Here is a 26,766-nt window from a genome sequence, read left to right on the forward strand (position 1 = left end):
CGGCGCAATACCGGTGGCGATAACCCTTGGTTGCCGCCTGTTGGCGTGGCCTGCCTGATCGCCCTCGCGTTATTTGCGCGCGGGCGATCAGTGCATCTGGCCGCAGGTTGCCACCCGATGAAGAAGCCATGAACCGAAGCGCTCCCGCCGCCATCCCGGAACAAACATTCCGTGCCATCCTGGTACGCAACGTCAGCCTGCCGCTGCTGGTGGCGGGCGTCATGTCGGCCATTTTCATTTCGTTGGTGTTCTATTTGATGAACGTGAACCGCTGGGTGGACCATGCGGATCAGGTCATCGGCAAAACCAACCAGGCCGTCAAACAGTTGATCGATGCCGAGACTGGCCTGCGCGGCTATCTGCTCACCGGACGCGAAGTCTTCCTCGACCCGTATAACAGCGCCGCCACCAACCTGCCCACCAGCATCAGCGAACTGCGTGATTTGCTGGCCGAGTACCCCAACCAGGTGGCATGGCTGGGTCGCGGTGAAACCGGCTACAAAGACTGGCGCAATTACGCCGCACGCATGATTACGCTCAAAGGCTCCGCCGACCCAGAGGCACAAAAGCAGGTGCTGGGCGCGGATGCCGAAGAAGGCAAACGCCGCATGGACGATATGCGCGGCTTCTTTACCCAGATTATTCAGGCGCAAGAAGCGCTGCGCGCGCAACGTAACCGCGAAGCCAGCGACACCATTACCTGGCTGGTGATTGCCACCATCCTGGTGGGTGTCGTGGCAGGCGCGTTGATGGCGTTTAACGGCCGCCGCCAGCTCAAGACCCTGAGCGCGGTGTATGCCACCACGCTGGGTCAGCAGCAACTGCACACCGAACAACTGGAACGCCAGGCCTGGCTGAAAACCGGCCAGGGCGAGCTGGGTCAGCGCATGCTGGGCGAACAGGCGCTGGGCACGCTGTCGGACAATATTCTTAATTTTCTGGTTAATTTTCTCGGCGCCTCGGTGGGTGCAATTTATGTCACCCGCGACAACCGGCATTTTCAGCGTATGGCGCACTACGCCTGGTCGGAAGACGCCGCCCATGCGCGCAACCAGTTTGAGCTGGCGCAGGGCTTGTCCGGCCAGGCCGCGGCTGAAAACCGCATCATGCTGCTGACCGATCTGCCGGAAACCTATATCCGCGTGGCCTCCGCGCTGGGCCAGACCGCGCCGCGCGCCGTGCTGATCATGCCGGCGCAGGGCGAGCGCAAGGTCAACACCGTCATCGAACTGGGCTTTGCCAGCGAAGTGCCGCCGATGCTGGAAGAGTTTGCGCGCCTGGCGTCGTACAACATCGGCACCGCCATCGAATCGGCGATGTACCGCGAGCGGCTGCAAGATGTGCTGGCCGAAACTCAACAGCTGAACGAAGAACTGCAAGCGCAGCAAGAAGAACTGAAAGTCGCCAACGAAGAGCTGGAAGAACAGTCGCGCACGCTCAAAGAATCGCAAGTCCGCCTGGAAAGCCAGCAAGCCGAGCTGGAACAGAACAACGAACAACTGGGCGAACAGACCGAAGCGCTGTTGCAGCAGAAAGCCATGGTGGAAGAGCGCAACAAGGCGCTGCGTGAAGCGCATCTGCAGCTGGAAGCGCGCGCCGAAGAGCTGGGTCGCACCAGCCGCTACAAGAGCGAATTCCTGGCCAATATGTCGCACGAGCTGCGCACGCCGCTTAACAGCGCGCTGATCCTGGCCAAGCTGCTGTCAGACAACCCCAACGGCAATCTGGACGCTGAACAGGTCAAGTTTGCCCAGTCGATCTACTCGGCGGGCAATGATCTGCTGACGCTGATCAACGACATTCTGGATCTGTCCAAGGTTGAGGCCGGCAAGCTGGAATTGTGGCCGCAAAGTATTACGCCGCGTGGCGCGCTGGAGCCGCTGGAACAGCTGTTCCGCCCGCTGGCCGCTTCGCGCAATATCGATTTCGAGATTGTGCTGGAGCCCTCGCTGCCGCCGCAGATGTATACCGACCCGTCGCGACTGCAACAGATTCTGAAAAACCTGCTGTCCAACGCGCTCAAATTTACCGACAAAGGTCGCGTCACGCTGACCGCGCGCGCTGCGCCGGATGGCCATGTGGCGTTTGACGTACGCGACACCGGTATCGGCATTGCCGAGGAATATCTCGAACATATCTTTGGCGCATTCAGCCAGGCCGATGGCGCCACCAACCGCAAATACGGCGGCACGGGCCTGGGCCTGAGCATCTCGCGCGATCTGGCGCACTTGCTGGGCGGCGATATCACCGTGCACAGCAAAGTGGGCGAAGGCAGCGTGTTTACGCTCACCGTGGCGCGTGAGATTTCGGTGGATGACGACGGTCTGGTGCAAACGCAGATTCCGGCGCGCCTGCCCGCGCTGTCGGTGCCCGCCCCTGCTCCGATCGAAACCTACACCCCGGCAGCCGCCGAGGAGCCGGAAAGCCCGGCGGTGCAGGACGACCGCGACGTGCTGCGCCCCGATCGCCGCACCGTGCTGATTATCGAAGATGAGCCCGAGTTTTCGCAGGTGCTGGCCGCATTGGGCCACGAGAAAGGCTTTAACTGCATCGTCGCGCACAGTGCGGGCGAGGGCCTGAAGCTGGCGCAGCGTTACGTGCCCGATGCCGTCTTGCTGGATATGAAACTGCCCGACCATTCCGGCCTGACCGTATTGGAGCGGCTGAAAGAAGAAACCTCCACCCGGCATATTCCGGTGCATATGGTATCGGGCGTGGATAGCTCGCAGGCGGCTCTGCAATTGGGTGCGATCGGTTACGCGCTCAAGCCGGCTGACCGCGAAGCCTTGCTGGATGTATTCCGCAAGATCGAGACCAAGCTGTCGCAAAAGATCAAACACGTGCTGGTGGTGGAAGACGACGCCCGCCAGCGCGAAAGCATGACGCAACTGATCGCCGACGAAGACGTGCGCATCACCGCCGTCGCGCTGGCCGAAGAAGCATTGGCGCAACTGAAAGAGACCGTATTCGATTGCATGGTGGTGGACTTGACGCTGCCGGACATGGCGGGCCACGAGTTGCTGCAACGCATGGCCAGCGATGATCTGTGTTCCTTCCCGCCGGTCATCGTCTACACCGGGCGCGAATTGTCGCGCGCGGAAGAAAACGAACTACGCCGCTATTCGCGCTCCATCATTATCAAAGGCGCGCGCTCGCCCGAGCGCTTGCTGGACGAAGTGACGCTGTTCCTGCATCGCGTGGAAAACACGCTTGCGCCCGAACGCCAGCAAATGCTGAAGGTGGCGCGTAATCGTGAGAAGGCGTTTGAAGGCCGCAAGATCCTGCTGGTGGACGACGATGTGCGCAATATCTTTGCGCTGACCAGCGCGCTGGAACAAAAAGGCGCCAAGGTCGAAATTGGCCGCAACGGCATCGAAGCGCTGGAAAAACTGGACGCCGATCCGGATATCGACCTGGTGCTGATGGACATCATGATGCCGCAGATGGATGGTTTTGAAGCCATGCGCCGCATCCGCGAGCAGGCGCGCTTTAGCCGTCTGCCGATTATTGCCGTCACGGCCAAGGCAATGCGCGATGATCAAGAGAAGTGTCTGCAGGCAGGCGCCAACGATTATCTGGCCAAGCCCATCGATCTGGACAAGCTGGTCAGCCTGATCCGGGTGTGGATGCCCAAGATCGGGAGCCTGTGATGTATCCGGCCGCTGAACTGGATATCGAGCTGAAACTGTTGGTAGACGCCATCTACCTCAAATACAACTACGACTTCCGCAACTATTCGCCCGCCTCGATGAAGCGGCGCGTGTTGCACGCGCTGACGCAACTGGAAGTGGCGACGGTCTCGCAGCTGCAAGACCAGATTCTGCACAAGCCCGACCGTTTTCTGGATTTGCTGCAGTACCTGACGATTCCGGTATCCGAGATGTTTCGCGACCCGTCTTACTTTCGGGCGATCCGCGAGCAGGTGGTGCCGATCTTGCGCACGTGGCCGTCGTTCAAGATCTGGATTGCCGGCTGCAGCACCGGCGAAGAAGTGTATTCGATGGCGATTTTGCTCAAGGAAGAAAACCTGCTTGAGCGCGCCATCATTTACGCGACGGATATCAATCCGCACAGCCTGGAACGGGCCGAAGCCGGCATCTTTGCGCTGGACAGCATGAAATTGTTTACCAGCAATTATCAGAAGGCAGGCGGCAAGTCGTCGTTCTCGGATTACTACACCGCCGGTTACGGCTCGGCGCTGTTCGATAAATCGCTGAAACGCAATATCACGTTTGCCGACCACAGCCTGGCCACCGACAGCGTGTTTTCCGAGATGCACTTTATCTCGTGCCGCAATGTGCTGATCTATTTCAACCGGCCGTTGCAGAACCGCGCCTTTGGCCTGTTTCACAACTCGCTGGTGCATCGCGGTTTTATGGGGCTCGGCTCGAAAGAGACCGTGCAGTTTTCCGATTACGCGCAAAACTTCGAGCCGTTTGAAGCGCGCGAACGTATCTATCGCAAGGTCTGACCATGGCTACGATCCGTTCCGCCCAACCGCAAACGCATGCGCTGCCGTTAACGGTGCTGATCGGCGCATCTGCGGGCGGCGTGGAAGCGCTCAACCGCATCCTGCCGCAATTGCCTGCCGACTATCCGGCCGCGGTGGTGGTGGTTTTGCACCAGCCGTCTGAAGGACCTAGCTTGCTGGTCGAGGTGTTCAGCCCGCGCGTGCGCCTGCTGACCAAAGAAGCCGACGAAAAAGAACCGTTGGTGGCTGGCGTGATCTACTTTGCCCCGCCCGGCTATCACTTGTTGATCGAAACCGATGGCACGCTGGCGTTGTCTGTGGATGATCCGGTGCTGTTTTGCCGCCCCGCCATCGATGTGCTGTTTGATTCGGCCGCGCAAGCGCTGGGCAGCAAAGCCATCGGCGTGGTGCTGACCGGCGCCAATGAAGACGGCGCGGCCGGACTGGCGCGCGTGCAGCAAGCCGGCGGTAGCGCCGTGGTGCAAGACCCGGCCGACGCGCTGGTGGCCACCATGCCCGAAGCGGCCCTGGCCGCAGTCCCCACCGCTCAAATCTTGACCGCCACCGCCATCGGGCAGTGGCTGGCGACGTTGCAACCAGGAGGCCGTCATGGCGCCCAATGAGCAACCCGCGTTGCTGGATATTCAGGAACGCACCAATCTGCTGATCGTCGACGATCTGCAAGAGAATCTGATGGCGCTGGAAGCGCTGATCCGGCGCGACGATGTACAGATCTTCAGCGCGCGCTCGGGCGAGCAGGCCCTCGAACTGGTGCTGCAGCACGACTTCGCGCTGGCGCTGATTGATGTGCAAATGCCCGGCATGAACGGCTTTGAACTGGCCGAACTGATGCGCGGCACCGAAAAATCCAAGCACATCCCGATTGTGTTTGTGACCGCCAACGACAAAGGCATGAACTACGCGTTTAAAGGTTATGAAACCGGCGCGGTCGATTTTCTGCACAAGCCGCTGGATATTCATGCGGTCAAATCCAAGATCAACGTGTTTATCGAATTGCACCAGCAGCGGCTGGCCATGCGCCGCCAGCTGGAAGCCTTGCAGGCCAGCCGCGCGCAGCAGGAAAAACTGCTGTGCCAGCTGCAAGCGGCCCAGGGCGAACTGCAACAAGCGGTACGCATCCGCGATGACTTCATGTCGATTGCCTCGCATGAACTGAAAACGCCGCTGACCTCGCTCAAGTTGCAAAACCAGCTGCGCGCACGCCATCTGCGTCAGGGCAATACCGCCGCGTTTGCCCAAGCCAAGATCGAAAAAATGGTCGAGACCGATGGTCGCATCGTCGAAGGCGTGTTGCGGCTGATTGACGACATGCTGGATATCTCGCGCATACGCGGCGGCAAGTTGTCGTTCAAGCCCGAGAAGTTTGATCTGGCCGAACACGTGCGCGAAATCGTCGACCGCTTTGACGAACAACTGACGCTGGTAAACAAAGGCTACACGCTGGATGCGCCCGAACCGGTGATCGGCGAATGGGACCGCTACCGGCTGGATCAGGTGGTGACCAATCTGATTACCAACGCCATCCGTTACGGCGCCAACCGCCCGATTGCCATTACCGTGCGCGCCGACAATGGCAAAGCCTGGTTCAGCGTTAAAGATCACGGCATTGGTATTGCCGAAGAAAACCAGCAGCGAATTTTCCAGTTGTTTGAACGCGCGGTGGAATTCAACGAAATGGGCGGTCTGGGGCTTGGCCTGTTTATTGTCGGCCAGATTGTGGAAGCCCAAGGCGGCCGCATTACCTTGCAAAGCCGCCTGGGCGAAGGCTCCACCTTTACTGTTGAGCTGCCGTTGCGACCCGGTGATCCCGGCCAGTGTTAAGCAAGCGCCCGCCTGAGATCCATGCGGGCGCTTTTACAGAATCATCATAAAAACCACGGAACTACCAGCCATGCCGACGTCGACCTTGCACCACCCGCTTAAACGACCATTTAACTTGCGTGCGCTGGCGTGCGCACTGGCCTTGATCAGCCTGCCCGCGCTGGCCGAAGTCAACGTATTGCATCCGGCCAGCAGCGTGCAGCCGGGCGCGCCGCTGACCCTGACCTTGCTGATTGATAACCCGACGCAAGCCAATCTTGCCGTTGCCATCCCGCCGCAAATCCAGGCCACCGTCAGCAACGCCGATTTTCCCAATCTGGCGCCGTTTACGCTGACGCGCGTGGGTAACAGCGGCGACAACGTGTCGCTGAAGCCGGGCGAATTCCGCCGCGTGGCGTATTCCACCGCGCTGCCGACCACCTTGCGCGGCGCGGTGCGCGTGCAGGTGATTGGCTTTGATACCGCGCCGGTGCTGATCGCCATTGACCAGGGCGACAAGGCCACGCTGAAAGCCAAGGTGGAGGCCGAGAAAGCCGCGCAAGCGGACGCCGCCAATACCAAGGCCACCGACAACCTGGTGCAATACGGCGCTGCCGCACCCACCACGGCCACGGCCGCCGTCGCCGCCGCGCAAGTGGCCACGCCCGGCGGTCTGGATACCGATACCGCGGCGTTGCTGCGCAGCACCGAAAGCCGGCTGACCGGCTATGAGCCGATGTACTTTGCGGTGGGCAAAAATGGCGACTGGAATGCCAAGTTCCAGATCAGCTTTAAATACCGGCTGATGCTGCCGGCCGACCCGGCGTCGCGTTCGTTCCTCGATAACATTTACTTTGCCTATAGCCAGCGCTCGTTCTGGAACCTGTCGGAAAAATCGCATCCGTTTGATGACAGCAGCTATATGCCCAGCCTGTTCTACTACGTGCCGGACACCGGCATTCAGTCCAGCTGGTATCGCCGCCTGGGTCTGGAAGCAGGCTTGCGCCACGAATCCAACGGCAAGGGTGATCCGGGTTCGCGCAGCTTTAACAGCGTGTACGTGGAGCCCATCCTGCACTTTGGCGATCCGACCAAAAACGAATGGGTGGTGGCGCCCAAGTTGTACTGGTATCCGATCGATAGCGACAACCCGGATATGCGCAATTACCGCGGGTATGTGGATCTGAACGTGAGCTATGGCAATGCCAACGGCTGGCAGTTTGCGACTACGCTGCGTAAGGGCACCAAGTCGGATTACGGCAGCGCGGAATTCCAGGCGACTTACCCGGTGGCGCGGATCTGGCGCGGGTTGGGGGGGTATTTGTTTGCGGATTACTTTACGGGCTATGGCGAGGATCTGGAGGGGTATAACGCGCATACCAATCAGGTTCGGGTTGGGTACAGTATTACGCGGTGGGCTTGGTAAGTAGCCTGCGGCGCGTTTTTGGGGGGTCCTGCTTGGGCGGGGCTCACCTTTAACCGCTTGAGCCTGCGGCGCATGTTTTGATGTTCGGCTGGTGCCGAATAAACCGTTAACCGCTTGTGCCTGCGGCGCATGTTTTGATACCCGGGGGTGCCCGGGAGCACGTTGGTTTTCAGTGAAGACTTATCGTGCAACTTTGCTTCGCCAAAGAAGAAGTAACCAAAAGAAAGGCGACCCCACTCGCGAATCCTTCGCTCGCCAGGGGCCCCGCAGGTCAAAAGCCGAAACGGACCGTCTGTTACTTCCACGCCTCCAGCTGCCGCTCCGCGGACGCGACGCTCAGTCGGAGCCCATAAAGCCGGTCTCCTACCTTCGCGCGCTCAGGAAATGGCGTGGCATAGCCACCATCGCTGGCCTCGTTGCTGCGCAACATCGGGTGGGCGTGGATGCGACGGGTGACGGTGAACGTCCGCACCGCTTGCTTAACGCGCTAATTTCGCATGGCCACGGCTGTCTCGATTTTCAATTGCATTCGCCACTTCCCATAGGGTGGGTCTAGACCCACCACCCAAAGCCGCTGAGAAGAACCACCACCATTCGCGGGCTTGCCAAGCTTGCTGCCTCGTTGCTGCGCAACATCGGGTGGGCGTGGATGCGACGGGTGACGGTGAACATCTGCACCGCCTGCTTAACGCGTTAATTTCGCATGGCCGCCGCTGTCTCGATTTTCAATTTCACTCGCCGCCTCCCATAGGGTGGGTCAAGACCCACCATTCAAAGCCATCGGGCAGAACTTCTGCCATTTGCGGGGTTTCCCGCCTGGCTTGGTGTGCGAGCGTTTCGCAAACTTCAAAGTCCCCGCCGCCCTGCCCTGCTCTGCCTACCGGTCTTAGGCGCATTGATCGCGGCGCACATTTATAACCGGATCGAATGCCCCATGCCGTGGCGACCGGCGTGGCACCCCGCCCCAAACGACAACAGCCCCGAAACCGCAGCATTTAATCGCCGCAATTCCGGGGCTGTTTTTTAGCCAGTGCAGCCGTCAAGCAACGGCATCACGACTTAGAACGCGGGTACAACCGCGCCCTGGTATTTCTGTTCGATAAACTTCTTCACTTCCGGGGTGGTCAGTGCGGCGGCCAGTTTTTTGATGGCGTCGCTGTCTTTGTTATCCGGGCGTGCCACCAGGTAGTTCACGTACGGCGATTGCGCGCCTTCGATCACCAGGGCGTCTTTGGTCGGGTTCAGTTTGGCGGCCAGCGCGTAGTTGGTGTTGATCAGCGCCAGATCCACTTCGTTCAGCACGCGCGGCAGCGTGGCGGCTTCCAGCGGTTTGAACTGCAGGTGTTTCGGGTTGCCTTCCACGTCTTTCGGGGTGGCCAGGATGTTGTTGGCGTCTTTCAGCTTGATGATGCCTGCCTTGTCCAGCAGCAGCAGCGCGCGGCCGCCGTTGGTGGCGTCGTTGGGGATGGCGACGGTGGCGCCATCTTTCAGATCAGCCAGCTTTTTGACTTTGGTGGAATACGCGCCAAACGGCTCCACGTGCACGCCGACCACGGGAACCAGATTGGTGCCCTTGCCTTTGTTGAACTCAGCCAGGTAAGGCTTGTGCTGGAAGAAGTTGGCGTCGATGCGCTTTTCCGCCACCTGGATGTTGGGTTGCACGTAGTCGCTGAACACTTTTACTTCGAGGTCCACGCCTTGCTTGGCCAGGGCCGGCTTCACAAATTCGAGGATTTCGGCGTGCGGCACGGCGGTGGCGGCAACGGTCAGTTTTTCGGCAGCGTGGGCGTTGAGCGCCAACGCGGCGACCAGCAGGGTCAGCACTTTTTTCATGATTTACGGTTTCCTTTTTCAGGGTTGGAGCGCACCACTCGGCGAGATTGCCGGCGGTGCAGTTTTAAACAGGGTGGAGGGCGTCATTCCCGGTTCAACAGTTGAACCAGAGTCGGCGGATACAGGCGCGTGGGCTCATCGTGATTGCGGTCTCAGCGGCGCGAAAAATGGCGGACCAGCTTGTCGCCAATCATCTGCAGCAACTGCACCAGCACAATCAGCACCAGCACGGTCACCACCATCACATCGGTCTGAAAGCGTTGATAGCCGTAGCGGATGGCCAGATCGCCCAAGCCGCCGCCGCCGATCAAGCCCGACATCGCGGTATAAGACACCAGCGTAATGGCGGTGATGGTGGCGCCAGCCAGAATGCCGGGGCGCGCCTCGGGTAACAGGGCACCAAATACAATCTGGCGCGTGCTGGCGCCCATGGCCTGGGTGGCTTCGATAATGCCGCGGTCCACTTCGCGCAAGGCGGTTTCCACCAGCCGGGCAAAGAACGGCGCAGCGCCGATTACCAGCGGCGGAATCGCGCCCAGCACGCCCAGCGACGTGCCCACCAGCCAGGTGGTAAACGGGATCAGCACGATCAGCAAAATCACAAACGGAATCGAACGCAGCACATTGACGATCAACGCGATGACGCGATACGCCGCCGGTTGGTCCAGCAACTGGCGTGGTCCGGTTAAAAACAGCAGCACGCCCAGCGGCAAGCCCAGGATCAGCGTAAACAGCAGCGAGCCGCCCAGCATCAGCAAGGTGTCTTGCGTGGCTTGCCAGATGTCGCTCCAGTCGACGTTAACAAACAGTTCGTTCATGCGCGCAATACCTCAACGGTCAGGCCCGCGGCGGCAAAGCGTTGCAATGCGGCGTCGGGCTGGCCGTCAGTCAGCGACAGGGTCAGCTGGCCGTACGGCGTGTCTTTGATGCGGTCGATGCGACCGGACAGGATGGAGAAATCAACGCCGGTTTCACGCGCCACCTGGCCCAGCACCGGTTGGTAGGTGCTTTCGCCGCGGAAAGTCAGCCGGATAATGCGGCCGGGCACATGTTCAAACGCGGCGTGTTCTTCTTGCTCGTCCACGTTTTCGGCTTCGCGCACAAAGCGTTGCGTGGTCTGGTGTTGGGGGTGCAAAAAAACGTCCGCCACCGGGCCGGTTTCCACCACGCGGCCCGCATCCAGCACCGCCACGCGGTCGCCGATGCGGCGGATCACGTCCATCTCGTGCGTAATCACCACGATGGTCAGATTGAATTCGCGGTTGATCTCGGCCAGCAATTGCAGCACCGATTGCGTGGTTTGTGGGTCGAGCGCGCTGGTCGCCTCGTCGCACAACAAGATGCGCGGGCCGGTGGCCAGGGCGCGCGCAATGCCGACGCGTTGCTTTTGCCCGCCCGACAATTGCGCCGGATATTTGCGCGCGTGTTCTTCCAGGCCCACGCGGGCAATCAGTTCGTTTACGCGCTGATGGATTTTTGCGGTGGGCGTGCCCGCCAGGCGCAGCGGAAACGCAATGTTCTCGGCCACGGTCTTGCTCGACAGCAAATTAAAGTGCTGGAAAATCATGCCGATGCCACGGCGCATTTCGCGCAGGCCGGCGGCATCACGCGCGGTGATGTCTTCGCCGCCGATCAGGATGCGGCCGCGGGTGGGCTTTTCCAGCAGGTTGATATGGCGCACCAGCGTGGATTTGCCCGCGCCGGAATGGCCGATAATGCCAAAGATCTGGCCGGCCTCGATCTTGAGGTCTATGCCGTTAAGGGCGGGAATATCGCGCCCGTCCACCTTGAACGACTTGTGGACATCAATAAATTCAATCACTCGGTAACCTTGTGGGTCTGCTGCAGAGACCGCCACGCACAACGCGGCGGGCCTTGTCACTGTAGTGGAAAAGGCCCGCGTGCGCGGTTGGGGGCATCAGCAACTGCTAGCCAGTTTTTATGCGGACACGACGCGACGGCTGGCCGTTCGGTCAGCACCCGGCATTGTTACCGAGGGGGCTTAGACCCGGCAAATCTTTCTTTTCATAAAATTATGTGAATTGGTTATGTAGCGCGGGCCATAAGGCCTGGCGCGCTGTTTCACGTCCCCATGGCAAAGCGGCGGCAATGTTCCAGATAGCCTTGTTCGTGGCTGCCCACCAGTTGCACCACGCTGGTCCATAACCAGGACGGCGCTTCAAAACTTTTGCTGCGATCTTTCTGCAGCTCGGCGCGCCAGCGCAAACGGGTGGCGGCGTCCATCTGCCGCGCGTGCGCCTGGCCCACCACTTGCGCCAGGTAACCGGCGGCACGCATCGCTTCGCCTTCGTTAAGCTGATCCAGCTCCAGCTTTAAATCTTGCGGCAGCAGTTCGCGCACAAACACGCCCTGATCCAGAAAGCGGGTGGCAAACATGCGGTTGCCCAGCGCGGGCGACAGATTGCGCGCGCCTTCCACTACGCGGCGCGCGTTGTCGCGCGGCATATGCACGCGCGATGCGCGCGGGGCGGCAGCGGCGATGGCTTGTTTGATATCGACCAGGCAAAAGTCCTTGTCCTTGTCGCCGCCCACCGCCAGCAATACGGCGTAGCGCAACAGGCCCAGCGAACTGCAGCCTTTAACCCAATACGCGGCATCCAGCACTTCCACTGAGGCATGATTGGGGCGCGATTTGAGCGCCGTAACCAGTTCATGCAGTTCCGGCGTTTCGCACAGCTTGCGAATGGCGGCTTTTTCGTCGCGCGCCAGCGGCCAGAAGTGACGGCCCAGCGGAATAGTGGGACGGGCATCTTCGATACGTTCTTGCGCCAGATTTTTCCACGTGCGTTGCACCGCATCGCGCAGCCCGGCTTTCACCTGGCGCGGGCGTTCGGGCGTGTCTTCGGCTTCATCGCTAAATGCGTATTCATAGCCGCGCATCATTTCTTCGAGCATGCGCGCGGTGGTGACGCCCGGCAGATCGGAGCTGCGCGCGGCCATCGCCAGAGACAGCGCTAGCCGCACCAGATCGTGCACCGGGTTGCCGATCACGGTTTGATCCAGATCGCGGATATGCATGGCGATGCGGCCATGCTTGTCGCCGGTGGGGCCCAGATTGCCCACGTGGCAGTCGCCGCAAATCCACACGGGCGGGCCCTTGGGCAAGCGGCGGCCGCGTTGGCTGTGCAGCCATTCGTAAAACTGCACGGTATTGCCGCGCACATAGGCGTGGGCGGAGCGCGCCATCTTTTCATTGCGGCGCTGGATCAGCAGCGCGTGGCGTTCGGCGGGGCGAGGGAGTTTCATGACGGCTGTGTGACATCCTGGATTGAATGTCTGCAGCTTACTGCCCTACCCGGCCCGCCACCGCCCGCGCCGTAGCGCGATCTGCCGTAGGTGGTCGATTACGTGTGCAACGATGCGCGGATCTCCCCGGCGCATTACGCGAACGGATTGGGCCCGGTTTCGATATCGGCAACCGCCACTTGCTCGGGCAACGCGTTGTCCGCTTGCAAGGCGGCGACCACGTCATTAAGCAGCGCCTGCAAGTGCAGCGCATGCTGCAACCCCACTTTGTCGCGGGTGAGATCCAGCGAACCAAACAAGGACACCCGGTCCAGCCGGTTTTCGATATTGAATTCGGCCAGTTGCAGCGCATCGGCCTCATTGGCATAGGGGACAAATGCCATGGTTGTGCTCCTGTCGCGCATTACAGCGCTTTGTTGATCTGCTTGAGCATGCGCATCAGCTCGTACTGAAACCAGTCGGTCAGGCTTTGATCGGTGGATTGATCGGGCTGAACCTTGTTGGTTTTGGCGTTCGACACGCTGACATGGTGCGATTCGGTCGGTGCGGGCAAGGCCCATGCTTTGGCTTTGATGGCGGCGCCAAGCGTGGGAAACGGATCAATATGCGCGCGCTGTGACAGCTGCGCGAGCGTGACCACCTTGTAATCCGAGCCCGGTGCGTTGGGCACGATCCATGCGCCCGCCAGTTGGCGCTGCGGCGAATAGATGGCCTTGAACAAAAACGTCGGCACCAGCACGTGGCCTTTCAGCTTTTGCAGCGAACTGCCTTCAAAGATGGGGCCGGTAACTACATAAGCCTCGCCATCCTTGCTGGCAATATCACGCGCGGCGGCTTCGATGCCGGCCCACACGCCCCGATTATTGGGCGGCGATTGCGCCACCATATTGGCCAGCGAAAAACTCTGGAACTGCGCGGTGGTATCGGGCATGTCGCCGTTAGGGCTCATATGGCCGCGATCAAAACCGCTGCGGCTAAAGTCAGCCAGCGTGGCGTGCGGCATGTCTTTCAGCAGTGGCTCTTCATGAAAATGATCAACCCGCGTCAGCGCATGCGCTTTAACCAGATTGGCGCGGGTTAGATGTTCGGCGCTCCACAGCGGCGCCAGCGCGATGCCGGAATACAGCACCGAATAGGACTCAAAGCACAGCGGACGGGTTTTCTGCGCGATATTGGCTTGCAGCACATCAGGCGCAGCGCCTTGTGCAAACATCGCCGGGCATTGCGTGGCGGCCGCCCAGGTCTGCGGTGCGCTCAGGCAGAGTGCGGCCAACAGCGGCGCGGCGATGCGATGGAAAAGTGTTCTCATGGGTCTGGACGATCTTGTGCAGGGTTCTTCAGATGGGTGGGCTTGCGCGCAGCAAGGTTACAAAGTGACATCGCTGCTGTCTATGAAGTTGAGGGGCGTGCCTAGCGATCTGCGTGATCAATTCATTTGCGAATTAGCGCAGGATTACGATGAGCGTTGCAACAAAATCGCAATGTTTACAAATCCGTTTTGTAAAAAACAGCGCGGTTTTATTCAATTGGCATATACCGGCGCACGTCCGCATTTATTGTGAGACACAAAGCGCCGTTTTAAACGGCGAATTCCCACAATCGTGTAGGGACTTTCTTGCGCAGGACTCCGTAACGCACTGGTAGGCCCATATACATTTTGAAATCAATATGGCGACCACTAGCGCAACCGCGCTTTCAGATAAATACCTTGCGTGCACGGAGAATCAACATGGCAAACACTTCCAATCAAAACATTTTTGCGGCCGGTCGTCGCTGGATCAAACCGCTGGTGCTGGCGGCCACGCTGGGTTCGGCACTCGCGCTGAGTGCATGCGGTGGCGATGATGGCGTCGATGACCGCCTGGGCCTCAGCAAGCCGTCGTTGCGCGTCGTTAATGCGTTTCCGAATAGCGCCAAGATCGATACCTTTAAAAACAATGCAATTTTCGCCAGCAATATGGATTACCTGTATGCCGGCGCTTATATCGATATCGATGATTCCGATACCACCGTCACGGCAGCATTGAGCGGCACCAATGCCACCATCGCCAGCAGCTCCACCTTTAAAGCCGCCACCGGCCACAAATATACCTGGGCGTATATTGCGGGCACGGGCGCGACCAATGACGGCGTATTGATTGATGATCCGTATGAGAAAGGCTTGTTCTCGGATAAATCGCGCGTGCGTTCGCTGAATGCTGCGTTTAACGCACCCAATGTTGATGTCTATGTGTTGCAGGCTGGCCAGCAACTGAGCACCTCCACGCCCACCTTCAGCGCCGTGCAGTTCAAATCGGCGGTACCGGCTTCGGGCCAGGATTCGATTGATATCGATGGCGGCCAGGTGACGGTGGTGGTCACGGACGCAGGTTCGAAGACGCCGCTGTTTACCTCCACCCAGACCAGCCTGAGCCACAATGCTGACTGGCTGATTACGGTGCTGCCGCAACAAGGCATTGCCGCCGTGGTGCCGGACCAGGTGAAGGTGCTGGTGGTACAAGCCAACAACGCCAACAACGCCGGGATGGAACTGACTGCAGCGACTTCCGCGCAGTAAATCAGCCCACATGCCGTTACCCAAACCGCGCTTCGGCGCGGTTTTTATTTCCGGCGGCCAAATCGATACGCGGCTTACAGGCCTATCAGACGCCGCCGACAGTCGGTTTGTTGGATTCACGGCAAAGTAGAGCCCTGAATCATTCCAGATTTTCATCAAGCAGCGCTGGGATGTCGCCCCGCTGGCCCGGCTGAATCCGGACCCCGATGCGGCGATAGACCAGCGTTGTTTTGTGAGTCGCTTCACCGGCGTGCAGGGGCGCTGCCATCATGATCAGTACACAAGCTTTACAGACCCGGAGCGAATACCGCGTGCAACCGCAAGTGGATTACGCGCCGCCATCCGTTGCGGTGGCACAGCCAGTATCGATATTGCTGGTGGAAGACTCGCCGGCTTTACAGCAATCCGTACAGGAAAGCTGCGAAGAGCTGGGCGATCGCGTGCTGGTGGCCGTGGTGGCCTCAGCCGAAGAGGCCATCAACGCGCTGGAAGGCGTGCATTTTGACCTCGCCATTATCGATATTGAATTGCGCGAAGGCACCGGCTTTGACGTGCTGGATTATCTGCGCACGCGTAATTCGTCGCTGGCGCCGCCGGTGCGTATCATGCTCACCAACCATGGCGAGGCCGCATATCGCAAAAAAGCGGCGCGTCTGGGCGCAGACTACTATTTTGATAAATCGCTGCAGTTTGAACCGGCGATCGACACCATCACCGAACAGATCCGCCGCCACGCCAACCCCGCCTGACCCCGGAGCTTTTGCCCGATGCGCAAACTGATTGCCCTGCTGCTGGCCACCTTCGCCACACAAGTGACCCCCGCCTGGGCGGAAGACGTGCACAGCGTGCCGCAAGTGGATATCAAACGTTATCTGGGCAAGTGGTACGAAATCGCGCATTACCCGATGTACTGGCAACGCAAATGCGTGGCCGACACCACGGCCACTTATGGCGTGGGCGAAGACGGCAAGATCACGGTCGACAACAAATGTCGTAAAGAAGACGGCAATTTTGATGAATCAAAAGGTACCGCCGTCAGCGTGCCCAATAGCGGCAATGCGCAGCTTAAAGTCACCTTCTTCTGGCCGTTTTCGGGTGATTACTGGGTGATCGGCCTGGAACCGGAATATCGCTGGGCCGTGGTCGGCACGCCCAATCACGAATATCTGTGGATATTGGCGCGTGCACCCAAGCTCAGCGCTGAAGAGCTGAAGGCGGCGCAGGATGCAGCCGTCGCCCAGGGCTTTGCGCTGGACAAGCTGGTCTACACCCCGCAATCGGCCCCGCAGTAAGCCACTGCGGCACGGCCGGGCTGGATTACGCGGCGGCCAATTGTCCAAACGCGTAAATATCCATACCCAGACAGCCTTCAGTAATCGCGGTATACACGCGCTCGGCTTGATCCCCCTCACCCGCCCCCATCGCCACATACAACGGTAGCAAATGGTCTTCCGACGGATGCGCGCGCGCCGCGCCCGGTGCTTGCGCGCGATAGTCGATCAGCGCTGGCACGTCGTTGGCGATGACGTGCTGATGCATCCAGTCCATAAACGCCGGCACATAGTCTGGAATACGCGGGCCGCTGCTGACACCCGGCACAATGTCGCGCAGATTATGCGTAATGCTGCCCGAGCCAATAATCAGCACGCCGGCATCGCGTAATTGCGACAACGCCTGGCCCAGCTGGAAATGCCACTCGGTGCTGCGGCGCAAATCCAGCGCCATCTGGATCACCGGAATATCGCCTTGCGGGTACATCGATTTGAGAGGCACCCATGCGCCATGATCCGCACCACGGCGCGGGTCCAGTGTCACCGGCAAGCCAGCGCCAGCAAAGCCGTCGGCGATCGCGCGCGCCAGTTGTGGCGCGCCCGGCACCGGATATTTGACGTCATACAACGGCGCCGGAAAGCCGTAAAAATCATGAATGGTTTCGAGTTCAGCCGCGCCGGTGACGCCGCTATCGGCTTCGTGCCAATGCGCCGATACCATCACGATGGCGCTCGGGCGTGGAATGCGCGCGGCCAGTTGTTGCCAGGCCTCGCCCGTTGCGCCAGCGCCCAGCGCCAGCATCGGCGAACCATGCGAAACAAAAACGGTGGGCATGCGGGACATGAGCGGGCTCCGATCAACATTGGGGTGAGAATGCTTGCCAGTTTGCCGCGTGCAATCCGCACAATAAAGCGCGATATCGGATATGGTTTATTGCTGATTACGCATCAATTCGCCCTTCGTCGTAGCCAGCCTGCTACAACACAACGCCACGCCGCGCGCCCAGCCTCTCTATAATCGCAAAATCTGCAAGTTGCCTTACGAGCCGCCCTATGTCCGAACCCGATGCCAATTACGACAGCTATTTTCAAGGTTCTTATCTTGATTCGGCCTGGTCGAACAAACGCAATGAGGCGCGCTATCTGGTCAACTGGCGCGTGGCCATCGTGTATCAAGACAAAGACAGCCACCTTTCTTTTCGCGGTCGTGCGTTTGATATCGGCATGGGTGGCTTTAGCCTGCACAGCGATTACAGCCTGCCAGTGTCGGACCGTGTGACCGTGCTGATTAGCGTGCCCGCACCCGCAGCGGGCATGCGCCCGCGCATCGTCGAAGTGAAAAGCCGCGTGGTGTACACCGTGTTATCGAGCGAATTTGATGGCTTTAGAACCGGCGTGTTCTTTACCGAATTCAAAGGTGACGGCGAGGCGTTGCTAAAGAACACGCTGGCGGGCCGCGTGGCCGCGCCGGTGGCAGTGCGGCCGGACTAGCGCGGGCAAGACATCTGGGCGCTTTCAGCCCATCGGTGGCCGTGCGACAATCGCGGGCAAATTTTCTGGAAGATATTTCATGCAGGTAGCCAAGCGCGCCCGCGGCCGGTTTGTGACCGTAGAAGGGGTCGACGGCGCGGGTAAAAGCACGCAATTGCAGTGGATTGCCGGTTGGTTGCGCCAACACGGCGTCGACTTTGTGCAAACGCGCGAACCCGGTGGCACGCCCTTGGGCGAACAACTGCGCGCGCTGGTGCTCAGCCATCCGATGGATATCGAGACCGAAGCGCTGCTGATGTTTGCCGGTCGGCGCGAACATATCGTGCAAGTGATCGAGCCCGCGTTGGCGCGTGGCCTATGGGTGCTGTGCGATCGCTTTACCGACGCCAGCTACGCCTATCAAGGCGGTGGCCGCGGTTTACCGGTGCAACGTCTGGCCACGCTGGAACACTGGGTGCAGGGTGAGCCGGGCCATATGCTGCAGCCCGATTTAACGCTGCTGTTTGACGTGCCGCTGGGCATCAGCCAGGCACGTATGGCCGCCAGCCGCGAACAACTCGATCGCTTTGAGCGCGAAGCCGAATCATTTCATGCCCGGGTGCGCGATGCCTATCTGGCGCGCGCCGCAGCCGATCCGGCACGGATTCAGGTCATCGACGCCGCGCGGCCCATCGAAGCCATCCAGCAAGAACTCGACACGCGCCTGGGCGTGTGGCTGCGAGATCACGCCGCATGCTGAATTACGATCTGTACCCGTGGCAGCACAACGACTGGGCGCAATTGATGCGCGACCCGGCACGACTGCCCCATGCCTTGTTGCTGACCGGCGAACCCGGCATCGGCAAACGCCGCTTTGCCGAACGGCTGGCGGCTTGGTATCTGTGCGAAGACCCGGCCAAAACCGATGCGCCGTGCGGCGTATGCGAAGGCTGTCGCTGGCTGGCGCAGGGCAACCATCCTGATTACCGCGTGCTGGCGCCGGGCGATGAACCGGAAGAAGACGCTGAGGACAGCAAAGCCAAAAAGAAGTCTGCGATTATTGGTGTGGATGACGTGCGTGATCTTGCCGATTTCGTCAATTTGTCGGCGCATCGGCAAGGCGCGCGCGTGACGGTGGTGTACCCGGCCGAGGCGATGAATGTGGCGTCGGCCAATGCGTTTTTGAAGACGCTGGAAGAACCGCCTGCGGGCGCGCAGTTTATTCTGGTGGCGCATGCGGCGCGGCGTTTGCTGCCCACCATCCGCAGCCGCTGCCGCGTATTGCCGTTGGCGACGCCCGATCTGGCCAGCGCCAGCGCGTGGCTGGCGCAACATGGCGTGGTGCAGCCCGAGTTGCATCTGGCCCACACGGGCGGCGCGCCGCTGGCGGCGCTGGACGACGCCAGTGCAGAATGGCTGCCGCTGCGTAACAGTGTGCTGGAACAGATCAGCATGCCGGGCTCGCTCAACCCACTGGCGCTGGCGGCCGAAATTGAAAAAAGCAAGGTCGAACCCGCCCGCGTGATCGACTGGCTGCAAAAATGGACCCATGATCTGGTGGGCCTCGGCTTGACCGGGCGGATTAGATATTATCCCGACCGTAAAGAAATGCTGGCCAAACTGGCAAACCGCGCGCCGCGTATGCTCAAATACGTCGAGCGTCTGCAGCAAGCGCAGCGTCTGGCCCAGCATCCGCTGAATGTGCGGTTGGTTTTTGAAGCATTGCTGTTTGATTACCTTGCGGCCCTGCGCGGCAAGTTGACAGGATAAAACGCTGACATGGCAGAACAACCCGCCCGTACCGGCACCACGCGCCCCGGCGTGCTGTCGCTCAATATCAAAGAGAAAGCGGCGCTGTATGCGTCGTATATGCCCTTTGTAAAAGGCGGCGGGATCTTCATCCCCACCAATAAACCGTACCGGCTGGGCGATGAAGTGTTCATGCTGCTATCGCTGCTGGATGATCCGGCCAAGATTGCCGTGTCGGGCCACGTGATCTGGCTGACCCCGCAGGGCGCGCATAACAATCACCAGCAAGGCATCGGCGTGCAGTTTTCCAGCAACGAAGCCGGCAGCCAGGCGCGCAGCAAGATCGAAGCGCTGTTGGGCGGCTATCTGCAATCGGCGCGCACCACCCACACGATGTAAGACGGCGCAGGCGCATTGCCTGCATCGAACCGCCATCTGTTTGAATTACAATGACAAGGCCGCTGCATGCGGCCTTTGTCTTTTTACTGACCGGACCCGCCTGCCGCCATGTTTGTAGATTCCCACTGCCATCTCAATTTTCCGGAGCTGGTCGAAAACCTGCCGCAACATCTGGCCGCGATGGCCGACAACAAGGTCAGCCATGCGCTCTGCGTGGCGGTTAACCTGCCCGAGCTGCCCAGCGTGCTGGCGTTGGCGCAAAGCCAGCCGCATCTGTTTGCCTCGGTCGGCGTGCATCCCGATTACGAAGACACCGAAGAGCCGACGGTGGAACAGCTGGTGCAACTGGCGGCGCAACCCAAAGTGGTGGCGATAGGCGAAACCGGGCTCGACTATTACCGCCTGACTGGCGATCTGGAATGGCAACGCCAGCGCTTTCGCAACCATATCCGCGCCGCACGGCAAACCGGCCTGCCGTTGATTGTGCATACGCGCTCGGCCGCCGAAGACACCATACGCATCATGAAAGAAGAAGGCGCCGATGAATTTGGTGGCGTGCTGCATTGCTTTACCGAAAGCTGGGACGTCGCGCAGGCGGCGATGGAGCTCAATTTTTATATCTCGTTCAGCGGCATCGTTACGTTCAAAAAGGCGGTGGAGCTGAAAGACGTGGCGCAACGCGTGCCGCTGGATCGCATGCTGATCGAAACCGATTCGCCGTATCTGGCACCGATGCCGTATCGCGGCAAAATGAACCAGCCCGCCTGGGTGCGCCATGTGGCCGAACATATCGCCGACTTGCGCAACGAGCCGGTAGAGAAAATCGCCGCCGCCACCACCGCCAATTTCTTCAAACTGTTTAACAAAGCCGGAGCCATGCAGTGAGTGCGGGCGCGACGATCACGCTGTTGGGCGTGGGCAGCAGCGGCGGTTCGCCCGCGCTGGGTTGCCAGTGCCCCACCTGCACCTCGGACGATCCGCGCAACCGACGCACCCGCGCCAGCGCCGTCATCAAGGTCAATGGCTTGACGCTGCTGATCGACACCGGCCCCGATCTGCGCCAGCAAGTATTGCGTGAGCAACTGCTGCATATCGACGCCGTGCTGTACACGCATCCGCACGCCGACCATCTGCATGGCATCGATGACCTGCGCGCGTTTTGCTGGCTGAACAAACAAGCGATTCCGGTCTACGGCAATACGCTGATGGCCGAACATATCAAAAGCCGCTTTAGCTATACGCTGCTGCCGCCGGGCCAGTACTGGGACAAACCGGTACTGACGCTGCATGAGATTGATGACCAGCCGTTTTGCATCGGCGACACCGAGATCATTCCGCTGCCGATCATGCATGGCAAATGGCCCATCCTGGGTTTTCGCATTGGCAATGTCGCCTATGTGACCGACGTATCGCATATTCCGGACGAGACTTACGCGCGCCTGCACGGGCTGGACGTGTTGTTTCTGGATTGCTTGCGGCCGGTGCCGCACCCCACGCATTTTGGCGTCGATCAGGCGCTGGACGCGGCAGCGCGCATCGGCGCACGTCGTACCATTTTTATTCACATGACCCACGAGCTGGAATATCACGCCTTGTCGGCCCGCATGCCCGCCGGCATCGAGGTTGGCTATGACGGGATGCAGGTCGTGGCGGAGCATTGACCATGCCACATCCCACCGACCTTAACGTGCTGGGGCAACCGCTAATTGCCTGCAGCATGGACCCGCTGACCGGCTTTATGCGCGACGGCTGCTGCAGCCAGCATCCCGAAGACCAGGGCCAGCACACGGTGTGCGCCGAGATGACGGCCGATTTCCTCAAGTTTTCCAGGCAACGCGGCAATGACTTGTCCACGCCACGGCCGGAATGGGGCTTTGCCGGCCTCAAGCCCGGTGACCGCTGGTGCTTGTGTGCGCCGCGCTGGGTGGAAGCGCTGGTGGCGGGCGCTGCGCCCGGCATTGTGCTGGCGTCGACCAATGAATCGATTCTGGACGATGTGTCTCTGGAAACGCTGGTGGCCCACGCGGTCGACAGACCGCGGTAATCAATCAGGCCGGTCGACAGACCGCGATGATCAATCGGGCCGGTCGGCAGGCTGCGGTAATCGATCAGGCCAGTCAGCCGACTGCGCTGCGCCAAAACAGCCCAGGCTGCAGCGGTCGCCGCACTGCGGCATCGTGTTAGCATAACCGTCCGCCAACACTGTCAGATCGACCCCATCATGAGCAAATTCTGGAGCCCCATCGTTAGCGAACTCACCCCGTATGTGCCAGGTGAGCAACCTAAAATCACTAATCTGATCAAGCTGAACACCAACGAAAATCCGTTCGGCCCGTCGCCGAAAGCGTTGGCCGCCATGCAGGCGGAGATTAACGACAATCTGCGTTTGTACCCGGACCCGTCCGGCGACAAGCTCAAGCACGCCGTAGCCACGCGCTATGGCCTGACCCCGGCGCAAGTGTTTGTCGGCAATGGCTCGGACGAAGTGTTGGCGCACGCGTTCCATGCCTTGCTCAAGCACGAACAACCGCTGCTGGTGGCCGACATCACCTACAGTTTTTATCCCACTTATTGCAGCCTGTATCAGGTGCCGCACACGCTGATTCCGCTGGACGCCAATATGGGCATCAATATCGATGACTATGACCAGCCCGGCGGCGCCATTATCATCGCCAACCCCAACGCGCCCACCGGCACGCCGCTGCCGCTCAGCCAGATTGAAACGCTGCTGCAACGCCATCCCGAGCAAGTGGTGCTGGTGGATGAAGCCTATATCGATTTCGGCGGCGAATCGGCCGTCACGCTGATCGACCGCTACCCCAACCTGCTGGTGGTGCACACGCTGTCCAAATCGCGCTCGCTGGCCGGTTTGCGCATTGGTTATGCCATGGGCCATGTCGATCTGATCGAAGGGCTGGAGCGGGTGAAGAACAGTTTTAATTCCTACCCGCTCGACCGCATTGCGCTGGCTGGCGCGGTGGCGGCCATTGAAGATGAAGCGTGGTTCCAGCACACCTGCCAGAGCGTAATCGCCAACCGCGAAACGCTGGTGGCCTCAATGACGGCGCTGGGCTTTGCCGTGTTGCCGTCGGCCGCCAACTTTATCTTTGCGCGCCACCCTGAGCACGATGCGGCCACGCTGGCCCAAGCATTACGAGAACGCGCGATTCTGGTCCGGCATTTTAAAAAGCCACGCATCGACCAGTATTTGCGTATCAGCATCGGCACGGCCGAGGAATGCGCGGCACTGGTCTGCGCCTTGCAAGAACTGGTGCCGCAAGCCGCTTGAGCCGCGCGGTCTGATCATCGGTGGGCGCCCGGCCGCGCCCCACGCCACAACGCCCCCTGTCAGCTTGACGCGGGGCGTTGTCATTTCTTGCCACACTTTTGAGTGCCCGCCTTGCAGCGCAGCCCGTGCAGGACTAATGTCTGCGTCCGGACTTGTCCTAGGGGAAATCATTTATGCCATTTATCATTTTTCTGGCGCTGATCGCGCTGGCGGTGATCTGGTTCGTGATGATGTACAACGGCTTGGTGCAGCTAAAACACAATGTCGCGCGCGCGTGGTCCAACATCGATGTGCTGCTGAAGCAACGCCACGACGAGCTACCCAAGCTGGTGGACACCTGCAAACAACATATGCAGTTTGAGAGCGATACGCTGGAGCGCGTAATGCTGGCGCGCAGCGGCGTGGCGCAAGCGCGCGAGGCGCGCAATCTGCCCGCACTGGGCCGCGCCGAGCAAGAACTGCGCAAGCAGATGGCGCATCTGTACGCCACGGTGGAGGCGTACCCGGAACTGCGCGCCAGCATGCAGTTTCAGCATCTGCTGGGCCGCATTACGCAACTGGAAAACGATATCTCCGACCGGCGCGAGTATTACAACGATTCGGTCAATCTGAATAACGTGCGCGTCGAGCAATTTCCCACCGTCATCCTGGCCAATATGTTTCATTTCGGCCAGGCGCCGTTGCTGGAATTTGATGCGCAGCAAAAACAGGATGTCAGCATCGCTGGCCTGTTTGCGCACTGAACGCCGCACTCTCTAAAACAAAACCATCGCCCGCTCATGAACTGGCTTGACGACCTGCTTGACGTTGATCTGACCACGCCCGGCCAATGGCGCAAATGGTTTGAAGGCCTGCACTTGCTGGTGGTGCAACTGGGCTTGTTGGTGTTCGGGTTGCAAGGCATGAACGTCAAGCGCTTGCAGGGCGTGCTGATGCTGATGGCGGCGCTGGCCGTGCTGGCATGGATCAGCAACCGACGCCGCTATCAGGCGATGGGCAACACGCCGGTGGGCCGCATCGCCTCGGCCGCGCAAGGCCAGATGGCCCTGACCGGCACTGCCCGTGCCGTCGAAAACGGCATGCTGATCTGCCCCGGGCTGGAAATGCGCTGCCTGTGGTATCGCGTGATTGTGGAAGAGCGCAATCGCTACGCCAATGCGGAACAGCAATACCGGCAGACCACCACGCTGCAAAGCGATGGCGGCTTTCTGATCGACGATGGCACCGGCGAGTGCTTTATCGACCCCGACGATGCGGATATCCATGTCGCCGAGAAAGAAGTCGGCGAAGACCAATACCACCGCTACACCGCCTGGATGATTTACGAGGGCGATCCCTTGTATGTGGTGGGCGAATTTGTGTCGGTGCGAGATGCGCATATCGATATCAAAACCGCGCTTGCGCAAAAGCTGAACGAAATGAAACGCGACCAGATCACGCTGCTGGCGCGCTTCGACCGCAATGGCGACGGCCGCATCGACGCCAGCGAATGGGAACACGCGCGTGCTTCTGCCGAACAAGAAGTACTGGCCGAACTGAGCGAAGCCAACGCCGCACTGCCCGCGCACGTAATGCGCAAACCGCGCGATGGCCGCCCGTTTATGGTGGCCATCGGCGCGGCGGACGAAAACACGCGGCGTTATCGCTGGCAGGCGTGGGTGCATCTGGCCGTGGCGGCGTTGTGTCTGCACGGCTTGCTGTTTGTTACGCGCCATCCCGAACGCCTGCCCGCCGGCTGGCACCACCCGGCCGCGCAATACGGCCAGATTGATGCGGCGCGGACCGCCACGCAAATCAGCTAAACGCAGGCGCGCGCGCGTACAATGTCGGCCTCCGTTTAACCCAGACCGCCGGTAGACTTTATGCGTATTGCGCTTGCTCAGTTACAACCCGTGGTGGGTGATATCAGCGGCAATCTGCAGCAGATTCTGGATGCCGCCACCCAGGCGCGCGTTGCCGGCGCCGATGTGCTGGTTACGCCAGAACTAGCGCTCAGCGGCCAGGCGCAAGACCTGCTGCTGCGGCCCGATTTTCTCAGCGCGTGCGGCAAAGCCATCGGCCGTCTGATCGACGAAGTGGACGACATCACGCTGGTCGTGGGCCATCCCCGCAAAGTGGGCGATGAGGTGTTCAACTGCGCCAGCATTATCCGCGACGGCAATGTGCTGGGGCGTTATGAAAAGCTGGTGCTGGCCGGCGGCGGCCCGGTGGACGAACTGCGCTATTTCAGCCCCGGCATGCAGCCGCTGGTATTCGAGCAAAACGGCGTGCAGCTGGGCCTGGCCATCAGCCATGATCTGGACGAAACCGACCCGGTGGCCGCAGCCTGCGACGAAGGCGCGCAACTGTTGCTGGTACTCAGCGCCACGCCCTTCCATAGTGGCGCGGCCGCGCAACGGCAGAAATTGCTGTGCCAACGCCTGGAAGAAAACGATCTCGCCGCTGTTTACGTTAACGCCGTCGGCAGCGCCGACGCGCTGTTATTCGAAGGCCAATCGGGCGCGCTCAGCCCGCAAGGCGAAACGCTGTTGCAACTGCCCGCCTTTAAACCCGCGCTGGCGTATATCGACTGGGTTGATGGCCATTTGCAGCCGGTGCATTGCTCGCCGCCGCTGGAAACGGCCGCCCTGCTGTGGCAGGCGCTGATGCTGGCATTGCGCGACGCTGCGGGCACGCGTGGCGTGGTGGTGCCCTCGTGTGACGGGCTCAACGATGTGCTGTTGCTGGCACTGGCCGCCGATGCGCTGGGCGAGCATCGCGTGTATGTGGCTGACAGCGCCGCGGCGCAAGATCAACTGTGGTTGTGCGATCTGGATAAAAGCGCGTTGGCGCGGCCCTTGTCGCCCGATCGGCGCGGCGGCGACTTTGCGCCGTGGCGCGATGTGACCGCCAGCCATTTGCAGCAACTGGCGCAATGGCGCGCGGTGCAAGGCGGCGATCTGGGGGCGATGCTGGTCGATGTGCTGGCGACGACGCCCTCCACCGCCGCGGACGACCAACTGCTGGAACGCTATCTGCGCGACCGGCTTGGCCACGCCGAACTGATCGCCGCGGGCCATTCCCCCGCCGATATCGAGCGCGTGTTAAGCAACTATCAACGCAGCGCGCGGGATCGCCGCGTTAGCGCGCCAGGCCCGCGCGTCAGCGATAGCGCCGAAGGCATCGATGTGCGCTGGCCATTGGCGCAACGCTTTATCCACGGCTGAGGGCGGC

27 protein-coding genes are annotated in these 26,766 nt (G+C 60.4%); 20 read left to right on the forward strand and 7 right to left on the reverse strand.

Going from position 1 to position 26,766, the window contains the following annotated elements:
* The first annotated feature begins 128 nt into the window (after positions 1-128).
* The 5 genes from WG78_RS21065 to WG78_RS21085 all read left to right on the forward strand — a co-directional run bounded on the left by WG78_RS21065 (position 129) and on the right by WG78_RS21085 (position 7,718).
* Complete coding sequence (locus WG78_RS21065) at positions 129-3,650, forward strand: response regulator (RefSeq protein WP_053939822.1); 3,522 nt, start codon at positions 129-131, stop codon at positions 3,648-3,650.
* The gene (locus WG78_RS21070) at positions 3,650-4,471 is read left to right on the forward strand and encodes a CheR family methyltransferase (protein WP_053939823.1); all 822 of its coding nucleotides are present in this window, start codon (positions 3,650-3,652) and stop codon (positions 4,469-4,471) included. Before WG78_RS21065 ends, WG78_RS21070 begins: the two co-directional genes overlap by 1 nt.
* Before the next feature lie 2 nt (positions 4,472-4,473).
* Entirely contained in the window at positions 4,474-5,094 is a 621-nt protein-coding gene (locus tag WG78_RS21075) for a chemotaxis protein CheB (protein ID WP_053939824.1), read from the forward strand.
* Positions 5,081-6,313, forward strand: a complete 1,233-nt coding sequence (locus WG78_RS21080) for a hybrid sensor histidine kinase/response regulator (RefSeq protein WP_053939825.1) — start codon at positions 5,081-5,083, stop codon at positions 6,311-6,313. The genes WG78_RS21075 and WG78_RS21080 overlap by 14 nt, the downstream gene beginning before the upstream one ends.
* 70 nt (positions 6,314-6,383) lie before the next feature.
* Positions 6,384-7,718 (forward strand): phospholipase A, encoded by a 1,335-nt coding sequence (locus tag WG78_RS21085; protein ID WP_152969343.1) that lies wholly within the window; start codon positions 6,384-6,386, stop codon positions 7,716-7,718.
* A 1,059-nt stretch (positions 7,719-8,777) separates the two neighbouring features.
* Here the strand turns inward: WG78_RS21085 and WG78_RS21090 are convergent.
* From WG78_RS21090 to WG78_RS21115, 6 genes are all read right to left on the reverse strand, one after another.
* Positions 8,778-9,551, reverse strand: coding sequence for a MetQ/NlpA family ABC transporter substrate-binding protein (locus tag WG78_RS21090; protein WP_053939827.1), 774 nt, complete (start codon positions 9,549-9,551; stop codon positions 8,778-8,780).
* A gap of 152 nt (positions 9,552-9,703) precedes the next feature.
* Entirely contained in the window at positions 9,704-10,369 is a 666-nt protein-coding gene (locus WG78_RS21095) for a methionine ABC transporter permease (RefSeq protein ID WP_053939828.1), read from the reverse strand.
* Entirely contained in the window at positions 10,366-11,373 is a 1,008-nt protein-coding gene (locus tag WG78_RS23440) for a methionine ABC transporter ATP-binding protein (protein WP_053939829.1), read from the reverse strand. Before WG78_RS23440 ends, WG78_RS21095 begins: the two co-directional genes overlap by 4 nt.
* A gap of 260 nt (positions 11,374-11,633) precedes the next feature.
* Positions 11,634-12,818, reverse strand: a complete 1,185-nt coding sequence (locus tag WG78_RS21105; RefSeq protein ID WP_053939830.1) for a DUF2252 family protein — start codon at positions 12,816-12,818, stop codon at positions 11,634-11,636.
* 134 nt (positions 12,819-12,952) lie between these two features.
* Positions 12,953-13,201 carry a hypothetical protein gene (locus WG78_RS21110; RefSeq protein WP_053939831.1) on the reverse strand — a complete coding sequence of 83 codons (249 nt, stop codon included), beginning with the start codon at positions 13,199-13,201 and terminating at the stop codon, positions 12,953-12,955.
* 20 nt (positions 13,202-13,221) lie between these two features.
* Entirely contained in the window at positions 13,222-14,127 is a 906-nt protein-coding gene (locus WG78_RS21115) for a DNA/RNA non-specific endonuclease (RefSeq protein WP_053939832.1), read from the reverse strand.
* Here WG78_RS21115 and WG78_RS21120 point away from each other — a divergent pair.
* The 4 genes from WG78_RS21120 to WG78_RS21135 all read left to right on the forward strand — a co-directional run bounded on the left by WG78_RS21120 (position 14,126) and on the right by WG78_RS21135 (position 16,667).
* Positions 14,126-14,380, forward strand: coding sequence for a hypothetical protein (locus WG78_RS21120; RefSeq protein WP_053939833.1), 255 nt, complete (start codon positions 14,126-14,128; stop codon positions 14,378-14,380). The two genes, WG78_RS21115 and WG78_RS21120, sit on opposite strands and share 2 nt — an antisense overlap.
* A 167-nt stretch (positions 14,381-14,547) precedes the next feature.
* Complete coding sequence (locus WG78_RS21125) at positions 14,548-15,375, forward strand: DUF4397 domain-containing protein (protein WP_053939834.1); 828 nt, start codon at positions 14,548-14,550, stop codon at positions 15,373-15,375.
* A gap of 269 nt (positions 15,376-15,644) precedes the next feature.
* Positions 15,645-16,124: a response regulator gene (locus tag WG78_RS21130; protein ID WP_053939835.1), complete on the forward strand. Its 480-nt coding sequence runs from the start codon at positions 15,645-15,647 to the stop codon at positions 16,122-16,124.
* Between the two features lie 18 nt (positions 16,125-16,142).
* Complete coding sequence (locus WG78_RS21135; protein ID WP_053939836.1) at positions 16,143-16,667, forward strand: lipocalin family protein; 525 nt, start codon at positions 16,143-16,145, stop codon at positions 16,665-16,667.
* Positions 16,668-16,692: 25 nt separating this feature from the next.
* Here the strand turns inward: WG78_RS21135 and WG78_RS21140 are convergent, their stop codons facing one another.
* Positions 16,693-17,490, reverse strand: coding sequence for a DODA-type extradiol aromatic ring-opening family dioxygenase (locus WG78_RS21140; RefSeq protein ID WP_053939837.1), 798 nt, complete (start codon positions 17,488-17,490; stop codon positions 16,693-16,695).
* Between the two features lie 209 nt (positions 17,491-17,699).
* Between WG78_RS21140 and WG78_RS21145 the strand changes: the two genes are divergently transcribed.
* The 11 genes from WG78_RS21145 to WG78_RS21195 all read left to right on the forward strand — a co-directional run bounded on the left by WG78_RS21145 (position 17,700) and on the right by WG78_RS21195 (position 26,759).
* Entirely contained in the window at positions 17,700-18,137 is a 438-nt protein-coding gene (locus WG78_RS21145) for a PilZ domain-containing protein (protein ID WP_053939838.1), read from the forward strand.
* Positions 18,138-18,216: 79 nt separating this feature from the next.
* On the forward strand, positions 18,217-18,876 hold the full coding sequence (gene tmk, locus WG78_RS21150) for a dTMP kinase (RefSeq protein WP_053939839.1): 660 nt from the start codon (positions 18,217-18,219) through the stop codon (positions 18,874-18,876).
* Positions 18,870-19,886, forward strand: a complete 1,017-nt coding sequence (gene holB, locus WG78_RS21155) for a DNA polymerase III subunit delta' (RefSeq protein WP_053939840.1) — start codon at positions 18,870-18,872, stop codon at positions 19,884-19,886. The genes tmk and holB overlap by 7 nt, the downstream gene beginning before the upstream one ends.
* Before the next feature lie 9 nt (positions 19,887-19,895).
* Positions 19,896-20,264 (forward strand): PilZ domain-containing protein, encoded by a 369-nt coding sequence (locus WG78_RS21160; protein WP_053939841.1) that lies wholly within the window; start codon positions 19,896-19,898, stop codon positions 20,262-20,264.
* A 108-nt stretch (positions 20,265-20,372) separates the two neighbouring features.
* Positions 20,373-21,149 carry a TatD family hydrolase gene (locus WG78_RS21165; RefSeq protein ID WP_053939842.1) on the forward strand — a complete coding sequence of 259 codons (777 nt, stop codon included), beginning with the start codon at positions 20,373-20,375 and terminating at the stop codon, positions 21,147-21,149.
* Positions 21,146-21,925, forward strand: a complete 780-nt coding sequence (locus WG78_RS21170; RefSeq protein ID WP_201782515.1) for an MBL fold metallo-hydrolase — start codon at positions 21,146-21,148, stop codon at positions 21,923-21,925. Before WG78_RS21165 ends, WG78_RS21170 begins: the two co-directional genes overlap by 4 nt.
* Before the next feature lie 2 nt (positions 21,926-21,927).
* Positions 21,928-22,308 carry a DUF2237 family protein gene (locus WG78_RS21175; protein ID WP_053939843.1) on the forward strand — a complete coding sequence of 127 codons (381 nt, stop codon included), beginning with the start codon at positions 21,928-21,930 and terminating at the stop codon, positions 22,306-22,308.
* A 177-nt stretch (positions 22,309-22,485) separates the two neighbouring features.
* The gene (gene hisC, locus WG78_RS21180; RefSeq protein ID WP_053939844.1) at positions 22,486-23,553 is read left to right on the forward strand and encodes a histidinol-phosphate transaminase; all 1,068 of its coding nucleotides are present in this window, start codon (positions 22,486-22,488) and stop codon (positions 23,551-23,553) included.
* Between the two features lie 173 nt (positions 23,554-23,726).
* Positions 23,727-24,296: a LemA family protein gene (locus WG78_RS21185; RefSeq protein ID WP_053939845.1), complete on the forward strand. Its 570-nt coding sequence runs from the start codon at positions 23,727-23,729 to the stop codon at positions 24,294-24,296.
* 36 nt (positions 24,297-24,332) lie between these two features.
* Complete coding sequence (locus tag WG78_RS21190) at positions 24,333-25,355, forward strand: hypothetical protein (RefSeq protein ID WP_053939846.1); 1,023 nt, start codon at positions 24,333-24,335, stop codon at positions 25,353-25,355.
* A gap of 60 nt (positions 25,356-25,415) precedes the next feature.
* Positions 25,416-26,759, forward strand: a complete 1,344-nt coding sequence (locus WG78_RS21195; protein WP_053939847.1) for a nitrilase-related carbon-nitrogen hydrolase — start codon at positions 25,416-25,418, stop codon at positions 26,757-26,759.
* Positions 26,760-26,766 lie beyond the last annotated feature (7 nt).

The organism is Amantichitinum ursilacus (genome assembly GCF_001294205.1).
In the GTDB taxonomy this organism is placed as follows: domain Bacteria; phylum Pseudomonadota; class Gammaproteobacteria; order Burkholderiales; family Chitinibacteraceae; genus Amantichitinum; species Amantichitinum ursilacus.